General features: G+C 65.1%; 20 protein-coding genes. 17 read left to right on the top strand and 3 right to left on the bottom strand.

All coding sequences use genetic code 11. The features are described 5' to 3' along the window. Positions 1 to 8: 8 nt before the first annotated feature. From MLE27_RS03625 to fliD, 4 genes are read left to right on the top strand one after another with little or no spacing between them, the layout of a single operon-like run. Positions 9 to 1,580 (top strand): flagellar hook protein FlgE, encoded by a 1,572-nt coding sequence (locus tag MLE27_RS03625; RefSeq protein WP_243310523.1) that lies wholly within the window; start codon positions 9 to 11, stop codon positions 1,578 to 1,580. 38 nt (positions 1,581 to 1,618) lie between these two features. Beyond that, positions 1,619 to 3,697 (top strand): flagellar hook-associated protein FlgK, encoded by a 2,079-nt coding sequence (gene flgK, locus MLE27_RS03620; protein WP_243310522.1) that lies wholly within the window; start codon positions 1,619 to 1,621, stop codon positions 3,695 to 3,697. 11 nt (positions 3,698 to 3,708) lie between these two features. Continuing rightward, a complete protein-coding gene (flgL, locus tag MLE27_RS03615) occupies positions 3,709 to 5,202 on the top strand; it encodes a flagellar hook-associated protein FlgL (protein WP_243310521.1) in 1,494 nt (497 codons plus the stop codon). A 42-nt stretch (positions 5,203 to 5,244) separates the two neighbouring features. Beyond that, positions 5,245 to 6,924 (top strand): flagellar filament capping protein FliD, encoded by a 1,680-nt coding sequence (gene fliD / locus MLE27_RS03610; RefSeq protein ID WP_243310520.1) that lies wholly within the window; start codon positions 5,245 to 5,247, stop codon positions 6,922 to 6,924. A 150-nt stretch (positions 6,925 to 7,074) separates the two neighbouring features. On the opposite strand, the gene MLE27_RS03605 is transcribed toward fliD, so the two are convergent. From MLE27_RS03605 to MLE27_RS03595, 3 genes are all read right to left on the bottom strand, one after another. Further along, positions 7,075 to 7,371 (bottom strand): anti-sigma factor family protein, encoded by a 297-nt coding sequence (locus MLE27_RS03605; RefSeq protein ID WP_243310519.1) that lies wholly within the window; start codon positions 7,369 to 7,371, stop codon positions 7,075 to 7,077. Positions 7,372 to 7,498: 127 nt separating this feature from the next. After that, entirely contained in the window at positions 7,499 to 8,074 is a 576-nt protein-coding gene (locus MLE27_RS03600; protein ID WP_279355666.1) for an RNA polymerase sigma factor, read from the bottom strand. A gap of 339 nt (positions 8,075 to 8,413) precedes the next feature. After that, positions 8,414 to 8,674 carry a hypothetical protein gene (locus MLE27_RS03595; protein ID WP_243310517.1) on the bottom strand — a complete coding sequence of 87 codons (261 nt, stop codon included), beginning with the start codon at positions 8,672 to 8,674 and terminating at the stop codon, positions 8,414 to 8,416. 184 nt (positions 8,675 to 8,858) lie between these two features. Here MLE27_RS03595 and MLE27_RS03590 point away from each other — a divergent pair, with 184 nt between their 5' ends. The 13 genes from MLE27_RS03590 (at position 8,859) to MLE27_RS03530 (ending at position 20,375) form a co-directional block, all read left to right on the top strand. Next, a complete protein-coding gene (locus MLE27_RS03590; RefSeq protein WP_243310516.1) occupies positions 8,859 to 9,197 on the top strand; it encodes a YbjQ family protein in 339 nt (112 codons plus the stop codon). 146 nt (positions 9,198 to 9,343) lie between these two features. Continuing rightward, a complete protein-coding gene (locus MLE27_RS03585) occupies positions 9,344 to 10,630 on the top strand; it encodes an EAL and HDOD domain-containing protein (RefSeq protein WP_243310515.1) in 1,287 nt (428 codons plus the stop codon). Between the two features lie 393 nt (positions 10,631 to 11,023). Next, positions 11,024 to 11,929 carry a hypothetical protein gene (locus tag MLE27_RS03580; protein WP_243310514.1) on the top strand — a complete coding sequence of 302 codons (906 nt, stop codon included), beginning with the start codon at positions 11,024 to 11,026 and terminating at the stop codon, positions 11,927 to 11,929. Beyond that, a complete protein-coding gene (locus MLE27_RS03575) occupies positions 11,916 to 12,896 on the top strand; it encodes a DUF362 domain-containing protein (RefSeq protein ID WP_243310513.1) in 981 nt (326 codons plus the stop codon). The genes MLE27_RS03580 and MLE27_RS03575 overlap by 14 nt, the downstream gene beginning before the upstream one ends. 421 nt (positions 12,897 to 13,317) lie before the next feature. Continuing rightward, positions 13,318 to 13,482 carry a Flp family type IVb pilin gene (locus MLE27_RS03570; protein WP_243310512.1) on the top strand — a complete coding sequence of 55 codons (165 nt, stop codon included), beginning with the start codon at positions 13,318 to 13,320 and terminating at the stop codon, positions 13,480 to 13,482. 203 nt (positions 13,483 to 13,685) lie between these two features. Next, a complete protein-coding gene (locus MLE27_RS03565) occupies positions 13,686 to 14,183 on the top strand; it encodes an A24 family peptidase (RefSeq protein WP_243310511.1) in 498 nt (165 codons plus the stop codon). A gap of 54 nt (positions 14,184 to 14,237) precedes the next feature. Continuing rightward, positions 14,238 to 15,137 (top strand): Flp pilus assembly protein CpaB, encoded by a 900-nt coding sequence (gene cpaB, locus MLE27_RS03560; RefSeq protein ID WP_243310510.1) that lies wholly within the window; start codon positions 14,238 to 14,240, stop codon positions 15,135 to 15,137. A 5-nt stretch (positions 15,138 to 15,142) separates the two neighbouring features. Then, positions 15,143 to 16,684 (top strand): type II and III secretion system protein family protein, encoded by a 1,542-nt coding sequence (locus tag MLE27_RS03555; RefSeq protein ID WP_243310509.1) that lies wholly within the window; start codon positions 15,143 to 15,145, stop codon positions 16,682 to 16,684. A 4-nt stretch (positions 16,685 to 16,688) separates the two neighbouring features. After that, positions 16,689 to 16,982, top strand: a complete 294-nt coding sequence (locus MLE27_RS03550; RefSeq protein WP_243310508.1) for a hypothetical protein — start codon at positions 16,689 to 16,691, stop codon at positions 16,980 to 16,982. Between the two features lie 18 nt (positions 16,983 to 17,000). Then, a complete protein-coding gene (locus MLE27_RS03545) occupies positions 17,001 to 17,402 on the top strand; it encodes a TadE/TadG family type IV pilus assembly protein (RefSeq protein WP_243310507.1) in 402 nt (133 codons plus the stop codon). Continuing rightward, a complete protein-coding gene (locus MLE27_RS03540; RefSeq protein WP_243310506.1) occupies positions 17,399 to 17,803 on the top strand; it encodes a TadE/TadG family type IV pilus assembly protein in 405 nt (134 codons plus the stop codon). The genes MLE27_RS03545 and MLE27_RS03540 overlap by 4 nt, the downstream gene beginning before the upstream one ends. A gap of 14 nt (positions 17,804 to 17,817) precedes the next feature. Then, entirely contained in the window at positions 17,818 to 18,975 is a 1,158-nt protein-coding gene (locus MLE27_RS03535; protein WP_243310505.1) for a pilus assembly protein TadG-related protein, read from the top strand. A 41-nt stretch (positions 18,976 to 19,016) separates the two neighbouring features. Then, entirely contained in the window at positions 19,017 to 20,375 is a 1,359-nt protein-coding gene (locus MLE27_RS03530; RefSeq protein ID WP_423747963.1) for a TadA family conjugal transfer-associated ATPase, read from the top strand. Positions 20,376 to 20,384 lie beyond the last annotated feature (9 nt).

Genomic DNA, 20,384 nt, shown 5'->3' with positions numbered 1-20,384 from the left:
CCAACGCCATGTCCTCCCTCATGTCCGCCATGTACACCGGCATCTCCGGCCTGAGCATCCACAGCCAGGCCATGTCCGTCATCGGCAACAACCTGGCCAACACGAGCACCATGGGCTTCAAGCGCACCAGCGTGCAATTCGAGGACTTCTTCTATTCCAACGTGACCACCGGCGGCACCTTCGGGCAGGTGGGCATGGGCGCCAACATCGCCAGCCTCTACGGCGACTTCTCCCAGGGCTCCTTCCAGGACACCAGCTCCTCCACGGACATGGCCATCAGCGGCAACGGCTTCTTCATGGTGCACAACCCCAACTCGGAGAACCTCTACTACACCCGCGCGGGCAACTTCACCTTCGACAAGAACGGCTACCTGGTGGACCCCAACGGCTACATCTGCCAGGGCTGGAAGGCCTACACGGACAGCGCCACGGGCAAGGTCTCCAACATCGGCTCCCTGAGCGACATCAAGCTGACCAGCTACCAGCTGGCCCCTTCGGCCAGCACCAAGCTGCGCATGGTCACCAACCTCAACGCCGAGGCCGAGGAGAAGACCAACGACGCCACCGACCCCTTCTTCGCCATGTTCAAGAGCTGGGCGGGGCAGTCGGACACGCCCCTGGGCGACTCCAGCTACGCCTACCAGAGCACGCTCAAGATCTACGACCAGGCGGGCACCTCCCACGATGTGACCATCTACTTCGACAAGGCCAGCAACGCCTCCGGCAAGGACGTCTGGGAATACGTGGTGGCCTGCGACCCCACGGAAGACGGCCGCACCATCAACGGGGTCAAGGTCAGCACCACCTCCTCGGCGGGCATCCTGATGACGGGCACCCTCTCCTTCGATCCGTCGGGCTCCATCTCCAGCATGAGCGCCTTCACCCTGAGCTCCAACGCCACGGGCGACTTCAAGGACCTCTCCAACTGGGTGCCGGCCAGCTTCTCCACCGACGGCTACCCCCTGCTCACGGCCAACTTCGCCCAGGCCTCCAACGCCAGCACCACCAGCGCGGCCAACGCCGTGAACGTCAAGCTGGACCTGGGCATCCACAGCACGGCCACCAACGGTGGCTGGAGCGGCGGCGTGGCCAACGCCTCCCTGGTGGGCACGGACCCGGACAACCTGCCCGGCATGGTCAGCGCCAAAGCCGACGACACCACGACCACCAACTTCTCCAGCGCCTTCAGCATCGCCGACGAATCCCAGGACGGCTACGCCTCCGGGTTCCTGCAGAGCGTGAGCGTTGACTCCGACGGGGTGGTCTCGGGCAAGTATTCCAACAACCAGACCAAGAACCTGTTCGTGGTGGGCCTGGCGGACTTCACCAACCTCCAGGGCCTGCGGCGCGAGGGGGGCAACCTCTACAGCAAGACCCTGGACTCGGGGGAGCCGCGCATCGGCACGGCCAACACGGCGGGCATGGGCAGCATCGCCTCGGGCAAGCTGGAGCAGTCCAACGTGGATACCGCCACGGAGATGGTGAACATGATCAGCTACCAGCGCGGCTTCCAGGCCAACAGCAAGGTCATCAGCACCGTGGACAGCATGCTCCAGGAACTCATCCAGCTCAAAAGGTAGCGCGGTTTCGCACCCCCAGGCGGACGAGGAGGCACCCCATGCTGAACAACCTGCTGAACATCGGCCAGACGGCCCTCTCCAACTTCCAGGTGGCGCTCAACGTCACCGGCGGCAACATCGCCAACTCCTCCACCGAGGGGTACGCCCGGCGCACCGTGACCATGCAGGAGGACACGGTCTCGCGCTCGGGGCTGGGCACCGGGGCCTCCATCCAGAGCATCGTGCGGGCTCTCGACAAGTTCCTGCAGCGCCGCACTCTGGAGCAGACCGCCCAGACCTCCTACTGCGAGACCATCGCCACCAACCTCGCCCAGGTGGAGTCCCTGTTCAACGACTCCTCCGGGGACAGCGGCATCACCACCACCCTGAACACCTTCATGACCTCGCTGTCGGACCTCTCGGCCTCGGCCTCCAACAGCGCGGCCCGCAACCAGGTCATCACCGACGCCCAGAGCCTCAGCGAGCAGCTCAACTCCATCCAGGACAGCCTGGCCACCCAGGTGGCCTCCGTGAACGACTCCATCGCCAGCCAGGTGGACACGGTCAACGGCCTGCTCGAGCAGATCGCGGGCATCAACAAGGTCATCGGCGGCACGGACCAGGCCAGCGGCCTGCAGGACCAGCGCGACCTGCTGATAAGCCAGCTCTCCGGCTATCTGGACGTGAACGTCATCACCCGCGACGACGGGCAGGTGCGGGTGCTCACCGCCGAGGGCCAGAACCTGGTGGACGGCTCCGAGACGTATTCGCTCCAGGTGGGCGCGCCCAGGGCCAGCGCGGCCCTGACCGGTGATTCCGCCTTCGACGGCAAGCTCTACTTCGAGGGCTCGTCCAGCAACGAGCTCACGGTGCGCATGGTCAGCGCCGGGGACTGCTCCGGCGGGTCCACGGCCGCCACCTACAACGTCTCGCTGGATGGAGGGAAAACCTGGGTCACCAACGAGGACGGCTCGGTGCGCAACTTCACCGCCGGGGACTCCGCGCACAAGGAGACCGTGGACGGCGTGTCCCTCTGGTTCGGCACGGCAACCAGCGCGGACACCGCCCCGTCCACCAGCCTGAGCGCGGGCGACGGCTTCGACGTGATGCCCAAGACCGGGCTGTACTGGATCACGGCCACGGGCGGAAAGGTCAACGTCACCCCGCTCACGGGCAACGACAACGCCAACAGGCTCTCCGGGGGCTCCCTGGCCGGGCTCTTCGCCCTGCGCGACCAGTACATCGGCGGCTACCAGGACTCGCTGGACGCCTTCTCCGAGAGCCTGATCTGGAACGCCAACCGCGCCCACAGCCAAGGCGCGGGCCTGACCACCATGAGCGAGGCCCAGGGCGAATACGCCGTGAAGGACGCCTCCGTCCCCCTCAGCCAGAGCGGCTTGTACTGGGCGGACAAGCTCGCCAGCGGCAACGTCTCCATCGCGCTCTACGACTCCTCCACGGGGGAGAACATCTCGGTCTCGGGCCTGGATTTCAGCTCCGTCACGCCCGGAACCGCGACCTTCGACCCCGCCGTGCACTCCCTGGACGACGTGGCCGCCGCCATCAACGCCAGCTACTCCGGGCAGCTCTCCGCCAGCGTGCAGAACGGCCAGCTTTCGATTCAGGCCGCCGACGGCGTGGGCTTCCAGTTCGCGGAGGACAGCTCCGGGCTGCTGGCGGGGCTCGGCATCAACACCCTGTTCTCCGGCACGGACGCGGCCAGCATCGCGGTGAACTCCGTGGTGGCCGACGACCCCAACCGCCTCTGCGCCGGGCACGTCAACGGCGGGGGCGAGGTCAACAGCGGGGACAACACCACGGCCCTGGCCCTGGCCGCGCTGGCCTCCGACAGCGTGGGCTTCACCCAGGCCAAGGGCTCGACCAGCGGCACCCTCCAGGACTTCATGACTGCCCTGGCCTCCAGGACCGGCTCGGACACGGATGCCATGTCCACACGGTACACCTACGCCCAGACCCTCTCTGACGACCTGACCACCCAGCGCGAGTCCGTCTCCGGGGTCAGCCTGGATGAGGAGCTGACCAGGGTGATGCAGTACCAGCAGGCCTACAAGGCCGCGGCCAAGCTCATCACCACCGCCAGCGAGATGTTCGAGACCGTGCTCGGGCTGGTGCAGTAGGAGGCCCCGCCATGCGCATCTCTCAAAACATGATCTATTCCGGCGCGATGCGGCACATGAACGCCGCCCTGGGCAAGCTGACCGAGGCCAGCGAGCAGAACGCCTCTCAGCTGCGCATCAACCGCCCCTCGGACGACCCCGTGGGCTACGCCCAGGCCCGCAAGCTGGATTCCATCATCTCCAACCTGAGCCAGTATTCCGACAACGTGGACACCGCCAGGAGCTGGCTCCAGCAGGCCGACTCCACCCTGCTGGAGGCCAGCACCGTGATGACCAGCATCAAGGAGCTGGCCACCCAGGCCTCCACCGGCACGGTCACGGCCGAGAACCGGCAGGAGATCGCCACCCAGGTGCGCCAGCTCTACCAGGAGCTGCTCTCGCTCTCCAACACATCGGTCTCCGGCAACAGCCTGTTCGCCGGGCAGAAGACCTCCTCCGACGCCTTCAAGAGCGTGCTCGGGGCCACCGTGCAGGACGACAACCTCACCAGCGCGGACGTGCTCTCCGTGACCGGGCAGAGCGACACAAGCCTGCTGGTGCAGTTCACCCAGAGCGGCACCGTGGGCGGTTCGGCGGACCTGGGCTTCCGCTACTCCTCGGACGGCGGCTCCACCTGGGCCACGGGCACCCTGGCCGCGGGCTCCGACACCTTGAGCCTGGGCGGCTGCGCCGTGACCATGCGGAGCGGGGCGGCGGTCACCGGGGACGCCGACGGCGGCGGCACCGCGCTGATCCTCAGGCCCTCGGCCCTGTACCTGGGGGACGACCAGGACGGCTGCGCGGTGCGCTCCTACGGCGGTTCGCCGGTGACGGCCACGGCGCAGGGCTCGTTCCCGGGCAACGTGGCCGTGCGCATCGACGCGACCGCCTCCATTCCGGGGGCGGTGTCCTACTCCTACAGCCTGGACGGCGGGCGCAACTGGGCCACCGGCAACACGGCCAGCGGGGCCAGGCTGCCCGTGCCCGGCGGCTACCTGGAGCTGGCCTCCAACGGGGGCACGGCGCTGAGTGCCGGGAGCCAGTTCACCATCGTGCCCGACACGGCGGACATCAACGTGCAGATCTCGCCCACGGCCCAGGTTGCCATCAACAGCGTGGGCAAGGACGTGTTCGGCGGCCTGTACCGGGCCGTGGGGGCCAGCAACGCGGGCGTGGCCTTCTCGAGCCAGCCGGACCAGAACGTCTTCGAGACCGTGGGCGAACTCATCGGCTACCTGGAGACCAACAACGCGGACGGCATCGGCGACTCCCTGGACAAGCTGAGCACAGCCCAGGCCCACCTGGAGACCTGCGCCGCCGACGTGGGCGCGCGGGAGAACCGGCTGGACTTCGCCGACAACACCCTCTCCGTGCTCAAGGACAACACCACCTCGCAGCTCTCCTCCGTGGAGGACGCGGACCTCTCGCAACTGCTCCTGGACCTCTCCAAGTACCAGTACGCTTACGAGTCCGTGCTGTCCTCCTCCTCCAAGATCATGGGCATGAGCCTGCTGGACTACATGTGATGGACACCACCAACTCCTACCGGCCGTTCATGGAGGCGTGAGATGGCTATCGGCGACGCCACTTCCGGCACCAGCACCTCTGGGGCCATCTATTTCTCGGGGCTCGGCAACGGGACGGACTTCAGCTCCATGATCTCGAGCCTCGTGCAGGTGGAGCAGAGCCGCGTGAGCACCTACCAGACCTGGCAACAGACCTGGGAGGACAAGAAGACCGCCTTCACGGAGCTCAACACGCAGATGCTCACCCTGCGCACGGCGCTCAAGAAGATCGACACCATCGACGAGTTCCTGGCCAAGACCGCGAGCTCCACCGACACCGACGCCCTGACCGCCACGGCCGACGGCGAGGCCGAGAACGGCACCTACAGCTTCAGCGTGGCCCAGCTGGCCAAGAACAAGATGATGGTCACCACCCAGGGCTATTCCGCGCTGACGGACACGGTGAACTCCACGGGCGCGGCCGCCAAGATGGTCTACACCTACGCCGGGACCACCATCTCCAACGCCATACCGGCCGGGGCCACCCTGCGCGACGTGGTCAACACCATCAACGCCACGTCCTCCACCACCGGGGTGCGGGCCTCCACCATCTACGACGGCAGCAACTACTACCTGCAGCTGCGCGGGCTGGACACCGGGGCGGCCAACAGCCTGGTCATCTCCGGGGCCACCACCCTCACGGGCTTCACGGCCTCCGATTTCCAGACCACCCAGGAGAACCAGGACGCCAAGCTCAAGATCAACGGCTGGCCCCTCTCCAACGCCTACATCTGCCGCGCCACCAACACGATAAGCGACGTGGTCACCGGGCTCACGCTCTCGCTCAAGTCCTCGGGGGCGGGCACCATCACGGTCTCCACCGACACGGACAGCGTGGTCAGCACCGTGAGCGACTTCGTCACCCAGGTGAACAAGGTGAAGGCCATGCTCCAGGAACTGACCAAGTACGACTCCACCACCAAGCAGGCCGCCATCCTCAACGGCAACTACGGCCTGCAGATGATCGACTCCATGCTCAAGAACATCACGGCCTCGCCGGGGACCGGCTTCGACGCCAAGCGGGACACCTACATCTCGCTCTCCACCCTGGGCCTGAGCACCGACGCCACCGAAGGCTCCGACACCTTCGGCCAGCTCCAACTGGACGAGGACGTGCTGAGCGACGTGCTGGCCTCCAACGCCGACGCGGTGGCCAGGATATTCTCCGCCCAATTCGACGGCGACACCAACAGCGGCGACGTGAGCTACACCTCCTACATCGAGGGCATCACCAAGCCGGGCACGTACAGCGTCAGCTACACGGTCAGCGGCGGCAAGATCGTCTCGGCCTCCATCGGCGGGCACCCGGCCAGCTTCTCCTCCAACTCCGGCGTCATCACCGGCGGAGCGGGCTACGACACCTCCGGCCTGGTGCTCACCGTGGGCAACCTGGCGGACGGCAGCTACAGCCACACCGTCAACCTGCGCCAGGGCAAGGTGGGCGAGCTGGTGGACGAACTGGCGGACCTGACCGACTCGGAAACGGGGCCGCTGGCCGTGCTGCTGGACAACTACAGCACCATTTCTGACAACATCCAAAAGAAGATCGACGACGAAAACAAGCGCATCAACACCATGGCCACCCACCTCAAGGAGAAGTTCGCCCGGCTGGATTCGCTGCTCGGCACGTATTCATCGATCAAGACCACGCTTGAATCCGAAATCGCCAAGCTCGACGACTGACGGGCCTGGGGGCTCCGCGATGCGGGGAGGCTGGCGCGCGAGCCCAGCGGGACGGATGGGATGGAACTGGCCGGATGGTGCGTACCGGAGAAAGCGAACCGGATGGTGCGAACCGGATGGTGCGGGCCGGATGGAATGGAACCGGCGGAGCTACCCTTCCACCAGCTTCTTGGCCCGCTCCGCCGCCTGGCGGGCCTCGTCGGCATGAGCCTCCGCGTCGGCCTCCAGATGGCCCAGAATCTCGCGCAGCTCTGCAACGGCCCTGGAGCACCTGCGGCAGCCGGAGAGGTGCTCCTCCAGGCGCGCGCGATCTTCGGCGGGCATCATCCCGTCCAGGTAGGAGGCCAGGGCGAGCTCGTCCGGGCAGCCGCCGGAAGCCTGGCCGGAAGCCTGGGTGGAGGCCCCACCCTCCGTCTGGGCGGCCGTGGGATCGTCTTGCGTGGACATGCTGCTCCCGGGCGCGGGGTGCGCTTGGCTATCGATACGTTGTGGCTCAATAGCCCGCACACATGCGGCGGTCAAGAAGGGCAGGATGGCGCGCCCGGTCCGGAGGAATGGAGAGGGAGGGGGAAGCTCAGGCGCTGCGCGGGGGAGCGTAGTGCTCGCGCAGCCTGGACAGGGCCTGGTGCTTCAGGCTGCGCACCGTCTGGGCCTGCACCTTCAGGATGCCCGCGATCTCGGCCACGTCCAGGTCGTCGTCGAAGAGCATGCGCAGGATCTGCCGCTGGCGCTCCGAGAGCAGGCCGGGGGGCAGGTCCAGCCTGCCGCCGAAGGCCGCGTCCCGGGGCGAGGCGGAGGCGGGGATGGTGTCGTCGAGTTCCACGGCGTCGCGGTGGCGCTCCTGGCGGCGCAACGCATCCACAGCGGTGGAGCGGGCCACGACGGTCAGCCAGGTGGGCAGGGAGGCGCGGGCGGGGTCGAAGCTGCGCAGCAGCCGGAAGTCGTCCTTCAGCAGGCGCACGAACACGTCCTGCACCACGTCGCGGGCGTCCTCCACGGCCATGTGCGGGCAGCGGGTTCGTAACGTCCTGAGGGCGGCACCCAACAACAGGCCGGAAAAATTTTCCACAAAGCGGTCCCAGGCGGCTTTCCGGCCTGACACCACGCTGGCGACATCGATCGCTTCGGTGGGGCTGCACGCTCGGGACATTTCGCAACACCTTTGAATTGTTTTGTTTTCACCAAGCTCCCTGGAAGCCGCCCTCCCAGGGATCACGCGGAAAATATTTCCCCGTAAATACAATGCATATCCCGCGCCAACCGGAGATGTCCCCTGCCCGGCACAAGCGGGCTCCAGGCCGAACCCTTCCAGCAGATTAGAGATGCCTGGGGGGGAGTTGGTTTCAAGAAATAGCAAACCCGCGCGGATTTCGGAGAAAACATCGACATTCTGGGGTGTTGCCAAAATTCGCTGAGGCGGCGCGCCGGGCGGGGGCCAGGTCGCGGCAATCGCCCCGCTCCCGCCCGGCAGCCAATGCCCATTTCGGCCTCAATGGGCGTGGTCGTGCGGCTCGCCGGAGAGATCGTGCTGGTGGTCGTGCCGACCGTGCTCCCCGGCGTGGTCGTGATCGTGGACCTGATCCCCGTGGCTGTGCTCATGGGGGTGAGCGTGAGCGTGCCCGTGTTCATGGCTGTGGGTGTGCGCGTGCTTGTGCGTGTGCTTGCCGATGCCCGGGTGTTCGTGCTCGTGCTCATGCTCGTGGCAGTGGGCGTGCGCGTGCTCGTGGCTGTGCTCGTGGTCTCCTTTCATGGGTCACCTCCGTATGCCCACACCTACGCCGTGGGGCGCAAAAGTAAAGCGTGTCCGCCGGGAAACCTTGGCGCTCGACTCCCGCGCGGGGCCGGGGTACATCCGCCGGGCGCGGCGTTGCCGCTTTCGGGCATCCCCGCCCCACGCCCGCGCCAGCCGGAAGGACGGCATACAGGAGCCGGAGATGAAAAACGCGTTCGTGACCACCGCCTTCGGTTTCGAAGGCTACCGTGTGGCGGAGAGCCTCGGGGTCGTGCGGGGCATCACCGTGCGCTCCCGGAGCATCATCGGCAACGTGGTGGCCATGTTCGAGGCGATTATCGGCGGAAGGATATCCATGTATACGGAGCTGTGCGAGCGATCGCGCCTGGAGGCCTACGACCTCATGCGCACCCACGCCATGGAGTTGGGCGCCAACGCCGTCATCGGCATGCGCTACGACGCCAACGAGGTGGCGGCGGGCATCACGGAAGTGCTTTGCTACGGCACCGCGGTGCGCATCGAGAAGATCGGGCAGCCTTGAGGGCCAGGCGGACGTGCGGCGGGTCGGGAATCTCTTTCCGACCCGACCAGTGGGGTTGGTTTGCGCCCGTTATTTCCTTGCCTGGTCCGACTCACCCCTGGTATCTGTTGCCCGGCATAGCCTATGCCGATTCAAGGAACTGATGTATGCTCATAGTCGCGAACGAAGTATCCGACCCCATCTGTGTCGCACGCCAGCCGATCTACGACGCGGACGGCAACGTCTTCGGCTACGAGCTCCTCTTCCGCCACCACGTCGGGGCGACCAGCTATTTCAACAAGGACGCCAACCTGGCCACCCAGAAGGTGATCGCGGACGGTTTCCTGCTCGCCCACACGGGGCCTTTCCATAACACGTCGCGCTTCTTCATCAATTTCACCGAACAACTGCTCATGGAGGATTTCGCCTACGCCCTGCCGCCGAAGAAGACCGTGGTGGAGATCCTTGAGCGCATCGAACCCACGGAAAAGGTGCTGGCGAAATGCAGGGAGCTGAAAAGCCAGGGCTACACCCTGGCCATAGACGACTACGTGGGCGATTCCAGGCTTGCGGCCTACATGGACGTGGTGGACATCATCAAGTTCGACGTGCTGGGGAAGTCCAACCAGGAAATCTACGAAATGGCCCGGCCGTTCCTGCGCAGGAAAATCACCATGCTGGCCGAGAAGGTGGAAAGCGCCGAGGTGATGGAGTACGCCAAGTCGCTGGGGTTCAAACTGTTCCAGGGGTTTTATTTTTCCCGCCCGGAGATGATCTCCGGCAAGAAGATGTCCTCCAACGAGAGCTCACGCATCCGCATCCTGTCCGAAATATGCAACGACGACATCAACTTCGACAGGATCACCTGCATCATCAGCAGCGACGTATCGCTCACGTACCGCCTGCTGCGCTATCTCAATTCCGCGACATTCGGCTACAACGTCAAGATAGGGTCCATCGAGCGCGCCGCAACGGTGCTCGGCACCAAGAAGCTCAGAAAATGGCTCGCCGCGGCCATCCTCTCCGACACCAAGCAGTCCAACAAGGCCGTGGAGGCCTCCTGGCTGGCCGTGCAGCGCGCGTTCTTCCTCCAGATACTGTCCAACAGGATCCATCTGAACTTGACGGCGGACGAGCTCTTCCTCGCGGGCCTGTTCTCCAAGATAGACTCCATCTTCGACATGCCCATCGACACGATCCTCGCGGAGCTGCCCCTGGCCGGCAACGTCAAGCGCGCCATCCTGGATGCGGGCAACCCCTGCCGCAACATCCTCGAATTCCTGGACCACATCGACGACGGCGACTGGGATGCGACCGAGAAGGCCGCCTCCACCCTGAGCCTCAACGTCAAGCACGTCGGGGACGCCTACCTCGAAGCCATCCGCCACTCCTCCGAACTCATGAGCGAGACGCCCGTCTGCCAGCCGGACGACGGCAACGTCGTGCTGTTCTGAGCCCCACGGCAGGACGCTGCTACGGAGCGGCTTGCCGGTCAGCCTTGCCCTCCGGGCTGCCTGCAGGCGCCGCACCCGGACCGGCCCCGCCAGCGCCTGAGCCACTCGGGCCGCAGGCCGCTGCTTTGCCCCACGCCTCTCGTTCCCGTGTTCTCCACCCAGCACCCAGAGCATCGCGCCTCGAGCACCACCGCCCCTCACGGCGGAGCGGGTGCCAATCTGCCCCCTTCTGGAACAGCGTGTCTCCGGCCCTCATCCCTGACTTCCTGATCCATGAACACTCTTATGGGTGAAACCCGTATATTGCCATGCGGGGAGTTCTGCTAACTTCCTATTCAGTAATATACGGACAACAGTCCATTCCGCCTCCTCGGGGCGGGAACGGGAAGACGCATGCCGGAACTGGACGCACTCACAACAGCCATCAAGGCGCGGTCCCTGCCTGATGGAGGGTTCGCCCTGTCCGGCGACACGGGGTTCCGGGTGGACGCCACCGCCTGGGCCGTAGCGGCCCTGCGCACGGCCGAACCCGGCGCGCCCTCCCTGCCGCCCGCCCGGGCCAGGCTCGCCTCCTGCCAGACCGCCCAGGGAGCGGTGCCCTTCCTGCCCGACACCCCCGACGCCATCTGGCCCACCCCGCTGGCCATGTTCGCCTGGCTCGGCGCACCGGGCTTCGAGGGGAACCTGCGCTCCGCGCAAACGTACCTGCTGCAAACGAACGGCGCGCATTGGCCGCGCAAGCCCGACTCCCCGATCAGCCATGACCCGGCCCTGAGGGGCTGGCCCTGGACGCTCAAGACGCACTCCTGGATCGAGCCCACGGCGCTGGCCATCCTGGCGCTGGCCGCAGCCGGAAGCGGCGGCCATCCCCGTGTGGAGGAAGGCCGCCGGATGATCCTGGACCGCCAGTTGCCCGCCGGGGGCTGGAACTACGGCAACGTCATGGTCTACGGGCAGGAGCTGCTCCCCAACCCGGAATGCGCGGGGCAGGCCCTGGCGGCGCTGGCGGGGAGCTGTCCCCCGGCCGAAGTCTCGAACAGCCTCGACTGGCTGGAGCGGCAGACGCCCGGCCTGCGGACTCCCTTCGCGCTCTCCTGGGCTGTGCTCGGGCTCAGCGCCTGGGGCAGGCGGCCGGACGACGCATCAGGGCTCATCGCCCGCTGCCTGGAGATGCAGGAGCAGCTCGGCCCCTTCGAGACCTGGCACCTGGCCTTGCTTCTGCTGGCCGCACGGGCGGAGGGCGGCCTGGCGAAGCATCTGGCAGCCGAAAACCCGGAGGTCGCACATGGAGCGGCGTGAGTTCATCAAGGCCGCAGCGGCCGGAGCCGCCGTCGCCGCCGGGGCGATCGCCTTCATGGGGCGCGAATCCCACGCGGAGACGCCGGTGTTCATCGGCAAGGCCGCAAGCTACCAGGCCGACATCGCCGGAATCCTCAAAAGGGCCCTGGCGGAGCTGCGCTTCGACCCGGCGCGCATCGCCGGGAAGACCGTCCTGCTCAAGCCCAACCTGGTCGAGCCGCACCTGGGCGCGGGCCACATCAACACCCACCCGGCGGTGGTCGCCGCAGCGGCCGAGGTTTTCCTGTCGCTGGGGGCCGGGCGGGTCATGGTCGCGGAGGCGGCGGGCCACCGCCGCGACACCCAGGAGGTGCTGGAGCTGTCGGAGCTGGGCAACGCCCTGCGCGAGGACCGCATCCCCTTCCAGGATTTCAACGCCTGCGCCATTTCCGCCGTGCAGAACGCCAGCGGCCTGACCTCGCTCAAGAAGCTCTTCCTGCCCTCCCCGCTGCTGGCCGCCGACCTGATCGTCTCGGTGGCCAAGATGAAGACCCACCACTGGGCCGGGGTGACGCTCTCCATGAAGAACCTCTTCGGCGTCATGCCCGGCACGGTCTACGGCTGGCCCAAGAACGTGCTCCACTTGGAGGGCATCCCGCAGTCCATCGTGGACATCTTCGCCACGGTGAAGCCCCACCTGGCGATTGTGGACGGCATCGTGGGCATGGAGGGCGACGGCCCCATCATGGGCACGCCCAAGCAGGCCGGGGTGATCGTCGTGGGGGAGAGCCCTGTCAGCGTGGACGCCACCTGCGCCCGGATCATGGGCGCGGACCCGTGGAAGATACCCTACCTGAAGCTGGCCAAGCGTTACGGGCCGCTGTCGGAAGCCTACATCCCCCAGCGGGGCGAGACGCTGCGCGACACGTACATGACGTTCGCCTTCCTTGATTTCATTGAAGCGCAGCGCGTCCGGGCGGACGGATGACTCCGGCAGGAGCCGGGCGGGGCGACGAGGCCGCGCTTGACTCCGCTTCAGGCCCGGAGCCTTAAACCCTCATGAACTTGGGGCGTTACGGCATGACGACCGCTCCGCTGGATGGAGCGCCGATGCCGACTCATTACATGTCAAATTTGGCATAATGTTGTTCCGATACATGTCGCGCCTGTCGGCCTGGGCTCCACCCTCACCGGGAATACCAATAAGAGCTTTAATTTCAGCATGTTATCTGCAAAAACTCCTAAGTTCTCGAACCTACGCACAAACTTCAATCTAGAGAAATTCTTACTCCGAATGGGGGAATCCCTACCTGTACATCCTCACGAATACACGTAGATACATTGTACTCGGAGCTTGTGTTTCAGCTCTGAAAACAAATCATGCCCATTCAGGGCGGGAGGTTTGCATCATGCTGGAACTGCTCAAGCGTTTTGTGAAGGAAGAGGATGGCGCGAGTGCCGTTGAATACGGCCTGCTCGTGGCTCTGATCGCTGCGGTGATCGTGACTGTTGTGAAGACACTCGGAACTCAGATCAACACTGCTTTTGAAACTGTTTCTGGCAAGCTGCCCTAGGCTTAGGGCAAGAGAGTAACACATTATAAGCAGGAAATCACAGAAGTGCAACACAATGCGGCGTGCCTGACACTCCTGCGGTTGCGTCAGGCATGCTGCATTATTCTACAAAGCCACATCGCACACAATTGCGCTACGAAAACCATAAATTATACTTCGGTATAACAAAGTAGCTCACTGCATCTGGATTAATTATGTCAAGCATGTTCGCAACCGAAACACCTATTTCCGTCGTTCTCGCTGCGACAGTGGTTCTTGCGGCAATTTTCGATATCAAATTCCGCCGCATCCCCAACGCGCTCACCGCCTCGGGGGCCATCGCCATGCTGGGCCTCAACTATGCTTTCGGTTCGCTGGACGGCCTCATTGCATCGTTGCTCGGGCTCGTGTGCGCCTTCGCCGCGCACTTCCTGCTTTTCGTCTGGGGCGCGTTGGGTGCGGGAGACGTGAAGCTGCTCTGCGTTGTGGGCGCGGCCCTGGGCGCGGGGGCTTTGCTCACGGTCTGGATCTTCGTGGCTCTGGCGGGCGGGGTCCAGTCCGGGTTGATCGTGCTCAGGGCCTATCTGGCCACGAGCGACGCGGAGCCGACGGGCACGCTGCTCGGCGGGCGCAAGGCCTGCTACGCAATAGCCATCGCGGCGGGCACGCTGGGCACGCTGGCCTGGCGCGCCATGGGGCACGAGTACATCAGCCTGTTTTAAGGCGCCGGGCGCGTATCGGCCGCAGGCCGCAACACTAACCAAACGGGACGTGACATGAACCGAGGACGCATCCTGCTCAACGCCACGATTGCCTTGGTCGTGTCCCTCGCGGCCGGGTTCCTCGTCCTGCTCTGGATGCAGAACAGGGCGGCCAAGATCCATACGGCCGAAGCCCCGCCGCAGAAGCCCATGGCGGACATCGTTGTCTCCGGGGCGGACCTGCCCCGGGGCGCCAAGCTGGAGACCTCCAACCTCAAGATGGCCCCCTACTTCGCCGATGCGGTCCCCCAGGGCAGCTTCACCGACCTCAAGGACCTGGAGGGCCGCGTGGTCATGGTCCCCCTGGGCGGCAACGAGCCCGTCACCTCCACGAAGCTCTTCCCGCCGGGGACGACCGGCGGCCTGGAAGCCATGGTAAGCCCGGGCATGCGCGCCGTGGCGGTTAAGGGCAACAAGGTGATGGGTATGGGCGGGCTCATCCTGCCCGGCTCACGGGTGGACGTGCTCATGACCGTCGACGCCCCGCCGGGCACCGAGACCGCCGAAGGCAAGACCGAGGGCAGGCAGGACAACAAGGTCACCAAGGTGGTCCTTGAAAATGTCAAGGTGCTCGCCACGGGCGCGGAAGCCGAGAAGAAGGTCTCGGCCAAGGGCCAGCCCGAAGAGGCATCCTACGACCACTACACCCTGGAAGTGTCCCCGGAGGACGGCGAGAAGCTGGCCCTGGCAGGGCATCAGGGCCAACTGAATTTCGCCCTGCGCAACCCCCTGGACAAGGCCGTGGTCAACACCCTGGGCGCCGACGTGAAGACGAACCTCGCCTCGTTCAGGGAGAGCAAGGAAAACAGGGAACCTGGCGTGAAGGCTGAACGGCTGGTCGAGACCATCCGCGGGACCACCGTGGAGAAGCTGACCGTGGACGGCACCACCACCACCCTCAAGAAAAAGCAGTGAACCACATGCAGCGCACACACAGCAGATTCCTCATGTTGGCGGCCTTTCTGTTCATCGCCGGGCTGGGCGTCTGCCCCGAGCTTTACGGCGCAGAGGCCAAGGGCCTGGGGGCGCACCGCATCCGCGTTACCACGGGCAAGTCGACCATCGTCCGCTGCCCGGCGGAGATCGCGCGCGTCTCCGTGGCCGACCCCAACGTGGCCGACTACGTGCTGATACCCCCCAACCAGCTCTATGTGGCGGCCAAGGCCACGGGTGTGACCACCCTGACCCTGTGGGACGCCAACAACCAGGTGCGGGGGCTCTACGACGTGGAGGTCAGCCCGGACATCCAGCGTCTGAAGATGCTCATCGCGGAAGTGCTGCCGGACGAACCCGGCATCGAGGTGCGCTCGGCCAACGACGCTATCGCCCTCTCCGGCACCGTCAAGAACGAGCTGAACGTGCAGCGGGTCATGACCATAGCCCAGGCCCACGGCAAGGTGCTCAACCTCATGCAGGTGGGCGGCGTGCAGCAGGTCATGCTGGAAGTCCGCGTGGCCGAAATGCAGCGCGCGCTGATCAAGCGCCTGGGCATCAACATCAACGCCCTCTCCCAGGGCGACTTCATCTACACCTTCCTGGGGGCACTCACCAACCTGCCCGCGCTGGCGAACGTCATCTCGAACACCGGGACCCCGGTGAACGACCCCACACGGTTCTTCGGCAACGTCCCGCTGACCATCGACCAGAAGGTCCAGGGCATCTTCAACGTCAACACCACCATCAACAACCGGCCCGTGACCTGGACCGGCTTCATCGACATCCTCAAGGACAACGGCCTGGCCAAAATTCTGGCCGAACCCACCCTGGTCTGCCTCAACGGGCAGACGGCGGACTTCCTGGCAGGCGGCGAGATCCCCGTGCCCATCCCCCAGGCCCTGGGTACCGTGACCATCGAGTGGAAGAAGTTCGGCGTGGAGTTGAGCTTCACCCCGCACGTGCTCAGCGGCGACAAGATCAGCATGAAGGTTCAGCCCTCCGTCTCCGACCTGGACTACACCCGCAGCATCCAGATCGGCGCATTTCAAATCCCCTCCATCCTCAAGCGGAGCACCTCCACCGTGGTCGAGCTGGGCGACGGCCAGAGCTTCGCCATCGCGGGCATGCTGCGCGAGGACGCCAGGGACGCCTCCAAGAAGTTCCCGGCCCTGGGCGACGTGCCGGTGCTGGGCGGGCTCTTCAAGAGCTCGGAGTACCAGAAGAACCAGACCGAGCTGGTCATCGTTGTCACCCCGAGGCTGGCCAAGCCGGTGGACGCCAAGAACATAAAGCTCCCCACGGACCACTTTCCCAAGGAGCCCGACGACCTGGAGTTCTACCTGGGCATCGACAAGAACAAGCTCAAGAAGAACCCCCAGCCCGCCCAGAACGGGCCGGTGGGCGTCACCAAGGATTCCCTGGAAGGCGAATTCGGCCAGTCGGTCGCCCCTCCGCCCTCGTATTCGCCGGCCTCCACCCCGAGCGGCACCGGCACGACCACCAACACAACGAAACAGGGGGGCTGATGCCATGAAAGTTGCGATAGCCGTGCTCTCGATAGTGCTGGCCTCGGCCCTGCTCTGCGCCTGCGCCGATTCCGACCGCTACGCCGAATGGAAATGCGGCGAGAGCGTCAGGGCCACCATGGACGCGCAGCGGCTCAACCCCGAAGCCGGAGGCGACAAGCCCGTGACCGGTATGGACGGCGTCGCTGCCATGCAGGCCATCAAGCGCTACGAGAAGCGCGGCGAGGAAAAGAAGTCCCAAGGCGTGCTGGAAAACATGGTCGATCTGTACGGGGGGGCCAAGCAGGATTCAAAGTGAGCCCCCGGGTGCTGGCTTATGAAGACACTTGAAGCAAAACGGAAGGGCATGGGCGGCGCAACCATAGTGGAGTTCGCCCTGATGCTGCTGCCGATGCTGCTGCTCCTTCTGGGGTGCATGGAATTCGGCAGGTACTTCTGGGCGCAGCACGTGCTGAGCTCCGCTGCCGCCGAGGGCGCCCGCATGGCCATCCTGAGCGACGTCACCGACGCCGAAGTGGGCGCCACCATCGAGCAGGTCGTCAGCAACGGCGGGATCAGCGCCACGCCGACGTACTCCATCTCTGACAGAAGCGCAGGGGTGGCAATCACCGTCACGGTGAGCGTGCCCTATCAGGTGATCGCCCTGGGCGGCTTTGTTCCGGCCATGCTGGGCATCACACAGGTCTCAGGCGCATCGGTCATGGTGGGGCAGCCATGAACGCGCCCAACCACACCCGCGCCCGGGAGAGGGGCACCGCCACCATCGAGTTCGTGCTGGCGGCCCTGTTCATTCTCGGCCCGCTGACGGCGATGATCATCGACTTCGGCCAGGTGCTCAACGTGCACAACATCATCACCCGCGCCGCCGAGGAGGGAGCCCTGGCCGCCGGGAACTCCAAGGCCCCCGATCCGGTGGTCGCCACGGTGCTCGTCAGCGCCGGGCTCGACCCGGCACTGCGCACCACGGCCGTCACCGCCGGGTCCATCACCGGGCTCCAGGGGTCGCTGGTTTCGGTGACCGTTTCCTACAACCTATCCGGATTGCAGTTCTTCCCGTGGCCGAATTTCATGCCGTCTCTCACCACCGCTTCGGCGACAGCCACGGTCCGGCACCTTTAAGGAGGGCAGACCCCATGAAGGATTCCCGGAAGTTCCCAAGACAGGGCGGCTCTGTTGCAGTGGTCGTAGCCATCTCTCTGGTCGTTCTCGCCGGCTTCGGCGCGTTCGCCGTCGATCTGGGCTACCTCAAATGGAAGCGCGGCCAGATGCAGGCGGCCGCGGACGCCGGGGCCCTTGCGGGCGCGGCGGCCCTTCTGTCCTTCGGCAGCAACACGACCAAAATTGCCGCTGAGGCAGTCGCCTACGGCCAGGCCAACGTCCTGACCACGGACAAACCCGGCATGGCCGTGCGCGACCAGGACGTGACAGTCAACACCGTCGGGAACGGCTTCGTCGAGGTGACCGCCGGGCTCACGGGCGACAGGGGCAATCCGGTCGCCCTCTTCCTCGGGCCGGTGCTTGGCAAGAACCTCGCCGACGTATCCGCCACGGCCCGGGCGGCGCTGTATTGCGTCACCAATTCGCGCTGCCTCAAGCCATGGGTGGTTCCCACCAAGTTCACTTGGAACGACGCAGCCGACTCAGTGAAGCAATACAAAAACAACGGCTTGCTTGACACCAAGAGCGCCCCGGAGATGGCCTCCATACAGGTTCAGGGTTATTCCGCGTCTGATGTCGGCACTCAGATCGTCCTAAAATATGGAGACAGCAAGGACACCATCGCCCCTGGGGTGTACAACCCAATTGATTTTCCTCCTGTCAACAAGGGCAACCCCATCCCCGGCGGCGCGGAATACAGAACAAACATCTCGGGGTGCTTGGGCTCCAGCAACACCGACGTGGCGGTCGGCGACACTCTTCAAATGGAACCCGGCAACATGACCGGCCCAACAAAACAAGGCATCGAGGATCTCATCAAAGCGGACCCGAGTGCGAAATGGGACACATCCACGCAGTCCATCGTCGGAGTTGATAGCAAATACGGGCCAGACCCACTGAACAGCCCCAGGGTGGGCATGATAGCCTTCTATGACCCTCGGGAATCTCCTAGTTCGGGTCGCGACAGCGTCAAGGTCTATCAATTGGGCGCGGTGTTCATCGAAGGCATGGACGGCAAGGGCGACGTGACGGCACGGTTCATCAAGGCCATGGCCTCCTCCCCTGCACCTGATCCTGCGGGCACCTGCGGCACGTTGTACGGCGTGGGCCTTATCAGGGATTCGAGCCGCTAGGCCCGCAAACGAAAGGAAAAACAGGAAGAGCGTACAAGCACATGGCCTTCATCAACAACCATGCCCCTTCACCCTCCCCCGGGGGGATGCCGCCCCGCCCGGAATCCTTGAAGAACGCGGAGACGTATCACGACGTCAAGATGCGCCTGCATGACAGGCTGATCGAGCTCATGGACCTCACGCGCCTTGAATCCATGCCGCCTGAAGTGTTCAGGACGGAGGTGGCCAAGCTCTCCGAGAAGCTGCTGAACGACGAGTTCAAGGACGTGCCCCTGAACCAGGGCGAGCGGGAGCGCCTCGTCAGGGAAATCCACGACGAGATGCGGGGCCACGGGCCGTTGGAGCCCTTCCTGAACGACCCCACCGTCAACGACATACTCGTCAACACCTTCGACCGCATCTACGTGGAGCGCAACGGCAAGCTGGAACTCACCGAAGCCCGCTTCAAGGACAACTCGCACCTCAAGAAGATCATCGACCGCATCGTGAACAGGGTGGGCCGGCGCGTCGACGAGACCACCCCCATGGTGGACGCCCGCCTGCCGGACGGCTCGCGCGTCAACGTCATCATCCCTCCGCTGTCCCTCGACGGGCCGGTGCTCTCCATCCGCAAATTCTCCAAGGACCCGCTGGAGCTCTCCGACCTTATCAGGTTCAAGTCCATTCCAATGGAGCTGGGCGACATCCTCCAGAACATCGTTCGGGGCAGGCTGAACATCCTCATCTCCGGCGGCACGGGCAGCGGCAAAACCACCCTGCTCAACTGCCTCTCGCGCTTCATCCCCAATGACGAGCGCATCGTCACCATCGAGGACGCGGCGGAGCTGCAGCTCAAGCAGGAACACGTGGTTCGGCTCGAAACCCGGCCCGCCAACCTGGAGGGAAAGGGCGAAGTCGCCCAGCGCGACCTGGTCAGGAACTCGCTGCGCATGCGCCCGGACAGGATCATCGTCGGCGAGGTGCGCGGCTCGGAAGCCCTCGACATGCTCCAGGCCATGAACACCGGCCACGACGGCTCCCTGGCGACCATACACGCCAACACGCCCCGCGACGCGCTGATGCGCCTGGAGACCATGATGTACATGGCGGGCTTCAACATGACCTCCTCTTCGCTGAAACGCTACATCAGCTCCGCCATCGACGTGGTGGTGCAGATCGCCCGCCTCTCGGACGGCAGCCGCAAGATGATAAGCTTCCAGGAGATCACCGGCATGGAGGGGGAGGTCATCACCATGCAGGAAATCTTCGCCTTCGAGCAACTCGGCCTCGCGCCGGACGGCAAGGTGCGCGGCAGGTACGTCAGCAGGGGCATCAGGCCGCGCTTCTCAGAGCGGATCGAGGCCAAGGGGATCAAGCTCCCTGGCAACCTCTTCGTCCAGCGCACCATGCTCGACATATAGGGACCGAAC

The organism is Fundidesulfovibrio agrisoli (genome assembly GCF_022808715.1).
Classification (GTDB): domain Bacteria; phylum Desulfobacterota; class Desulfovibrionia; order Desulfovibrionales; family Desulfovibrionaceae; genus Fundidesulfovibrio; species Fundidesulfovibrio agrisoli.
The sequence above is the reverse complement of the archived record's forward strand: the minus strand, read 5'-3'. Positions and strand labels throughout refer to the sequence as shown.

Excerpts from the sequence above, each read along its gene's own strand:
- MLE27_RS03545 (WP_243310507.1), top strand. The coding sequence starts at position 17,001 with ATGAAGACACTTGAAGCAAAACGGAAGGGCATGGGCGGCGCAACCATA.
- MLE27_RS03550 (WP_243310508.1), top strand. The coding sequence starts at position 16,689 with ATGAAAGTTGCGATAGCCGTGCTCTCGATAGTGCTGGCCTCGGCCCTG.
- MLE27_RS03590 (WP_243310516.1), top strand. The coding sequence starts at position 8,859 with ATGAAAAACGCGTTCGTGACCACCGCCTTCGGTTTCGAAGGCTACCGT.
- MLE27_RS03565 (WP_243310511.1), top strand. The coding sequence starts at position 13,686 with ATGTTCGCAACCGAAACACCTATTTCCGTCGTTCTCGCTGCGACAGTG.
- MLE27_RS03580 (WP_243310514.1), top strand. The coding sequence starts at position 11,024 with ATGCCGGAACTGGACGCACTCACAACAGCCATCAAGGCGCGGTCCCTG.
- MLE27_RS03555 (WP_243310509.1), top strand. The coding sequence starts at position 15,143 with ATGCAGCGCACACACAGCAGATTCCTCATGTTGGCGGCCTTTCTGTTC.
- flgK (WP_243310522.1), top strand. The coding sequence starts at position 1,619 with ATGCTGAACAACCTGCTGAACATCGGCCAGACGGCCCTCTCCAACTTC.
- MLE27_RS03530 (WP_423747963.1), top strand. The coding sequence starts at position 19,017 with ATGGCCTTCATCAACAACCATGCCCCTTCACCCTCCCCCGGGGGGATG.
- MLE27_RS03600 (WP_279355666.1), bottom strand. The coding sequence starts at position 8,074 with ATGTCCCGAGCGTGCAGCCCCACCGAAGCGATCGATGTCGCCAGCGTG.
- MLE27_RS03535 (WP_243310505.1), top strand. The coding sequence starts at position 17,818 with ATGAAGGATTCCCGGAAGTTCCCAAGACAGGGCGGCTCTGTTGCAGTG.
- MLE27_RS03570 (WP_243310512.1), top strand. The coding sequence starts at position 13,318 with ATGCTGGAACTGCTCAAGCGTTTTGTGAAGGAAGAGGATGGCGCGAGT.
- MLE27_RS03625 (WP_243310523.1), top strand. The coding sequence starts at position 9 with ATGTCCTCCCTCATGTCCGCCATGTACACCGGCATCTCCGGCCTGAGC.
- fliD (WP_243310520.1), top strand. The coding sequence starts at position 5,245 with ATGGCTATCGGCGACGCCACTTCCGGCACCAGCACCTCTGGGGCCATC.
- MLE27_RS03605 (WP_243310519.1), bottom strand. The coding sequence starts at position 7,371 with ATGTCCACGCAAGACGATCCCACGGCCGCCCAGACGGAGGGTGGGGCC.
- MLE27_RS03540 (WP_243310506.1), top strand. The coding sequence starts at position 17,399 with ATGAACGCGCCCAACCACACCCGCGCCCGGGAGAGGGGCACCGCCACC.
- cpaB (WP_243310510.1), top strand. The coding sequence starts at position 14,238 with ATGAACCGAGGACGCATCCTGCTCAACGCCACGATTGCCTTGGTCGTG.
- MLE27_RS03575 (WP_243310513.1), top strand. The coding sequence starts at position 11,916 with ATGGAGCGGCGTGAGTTCATCAAGGCCGCAGCGGCCGGAGCCGCCGTC.
- flgL (WP_243310521.1), top strand. The coding sequence starts at position 3,709 with ATGCGCATCTCTCAAAACATGATCTATTCCGGCGCGATGCGGCACATG.
- MLE27_RS03595 (WP_243310517.1), bottom strand. The coding sequence starts at position 8,674 with ATGAAAGGAGACCACGAGCACAGCCACGAGCACGCGCACGCCCACTGC.
- MLE27_RS03585 (WP_243310515.1), top strand. The coding sequence starts at position 9,344 with ATGCTCATAGTCGCGAACGAAGTATCCGACCCCATCTGTGTCGCACGC.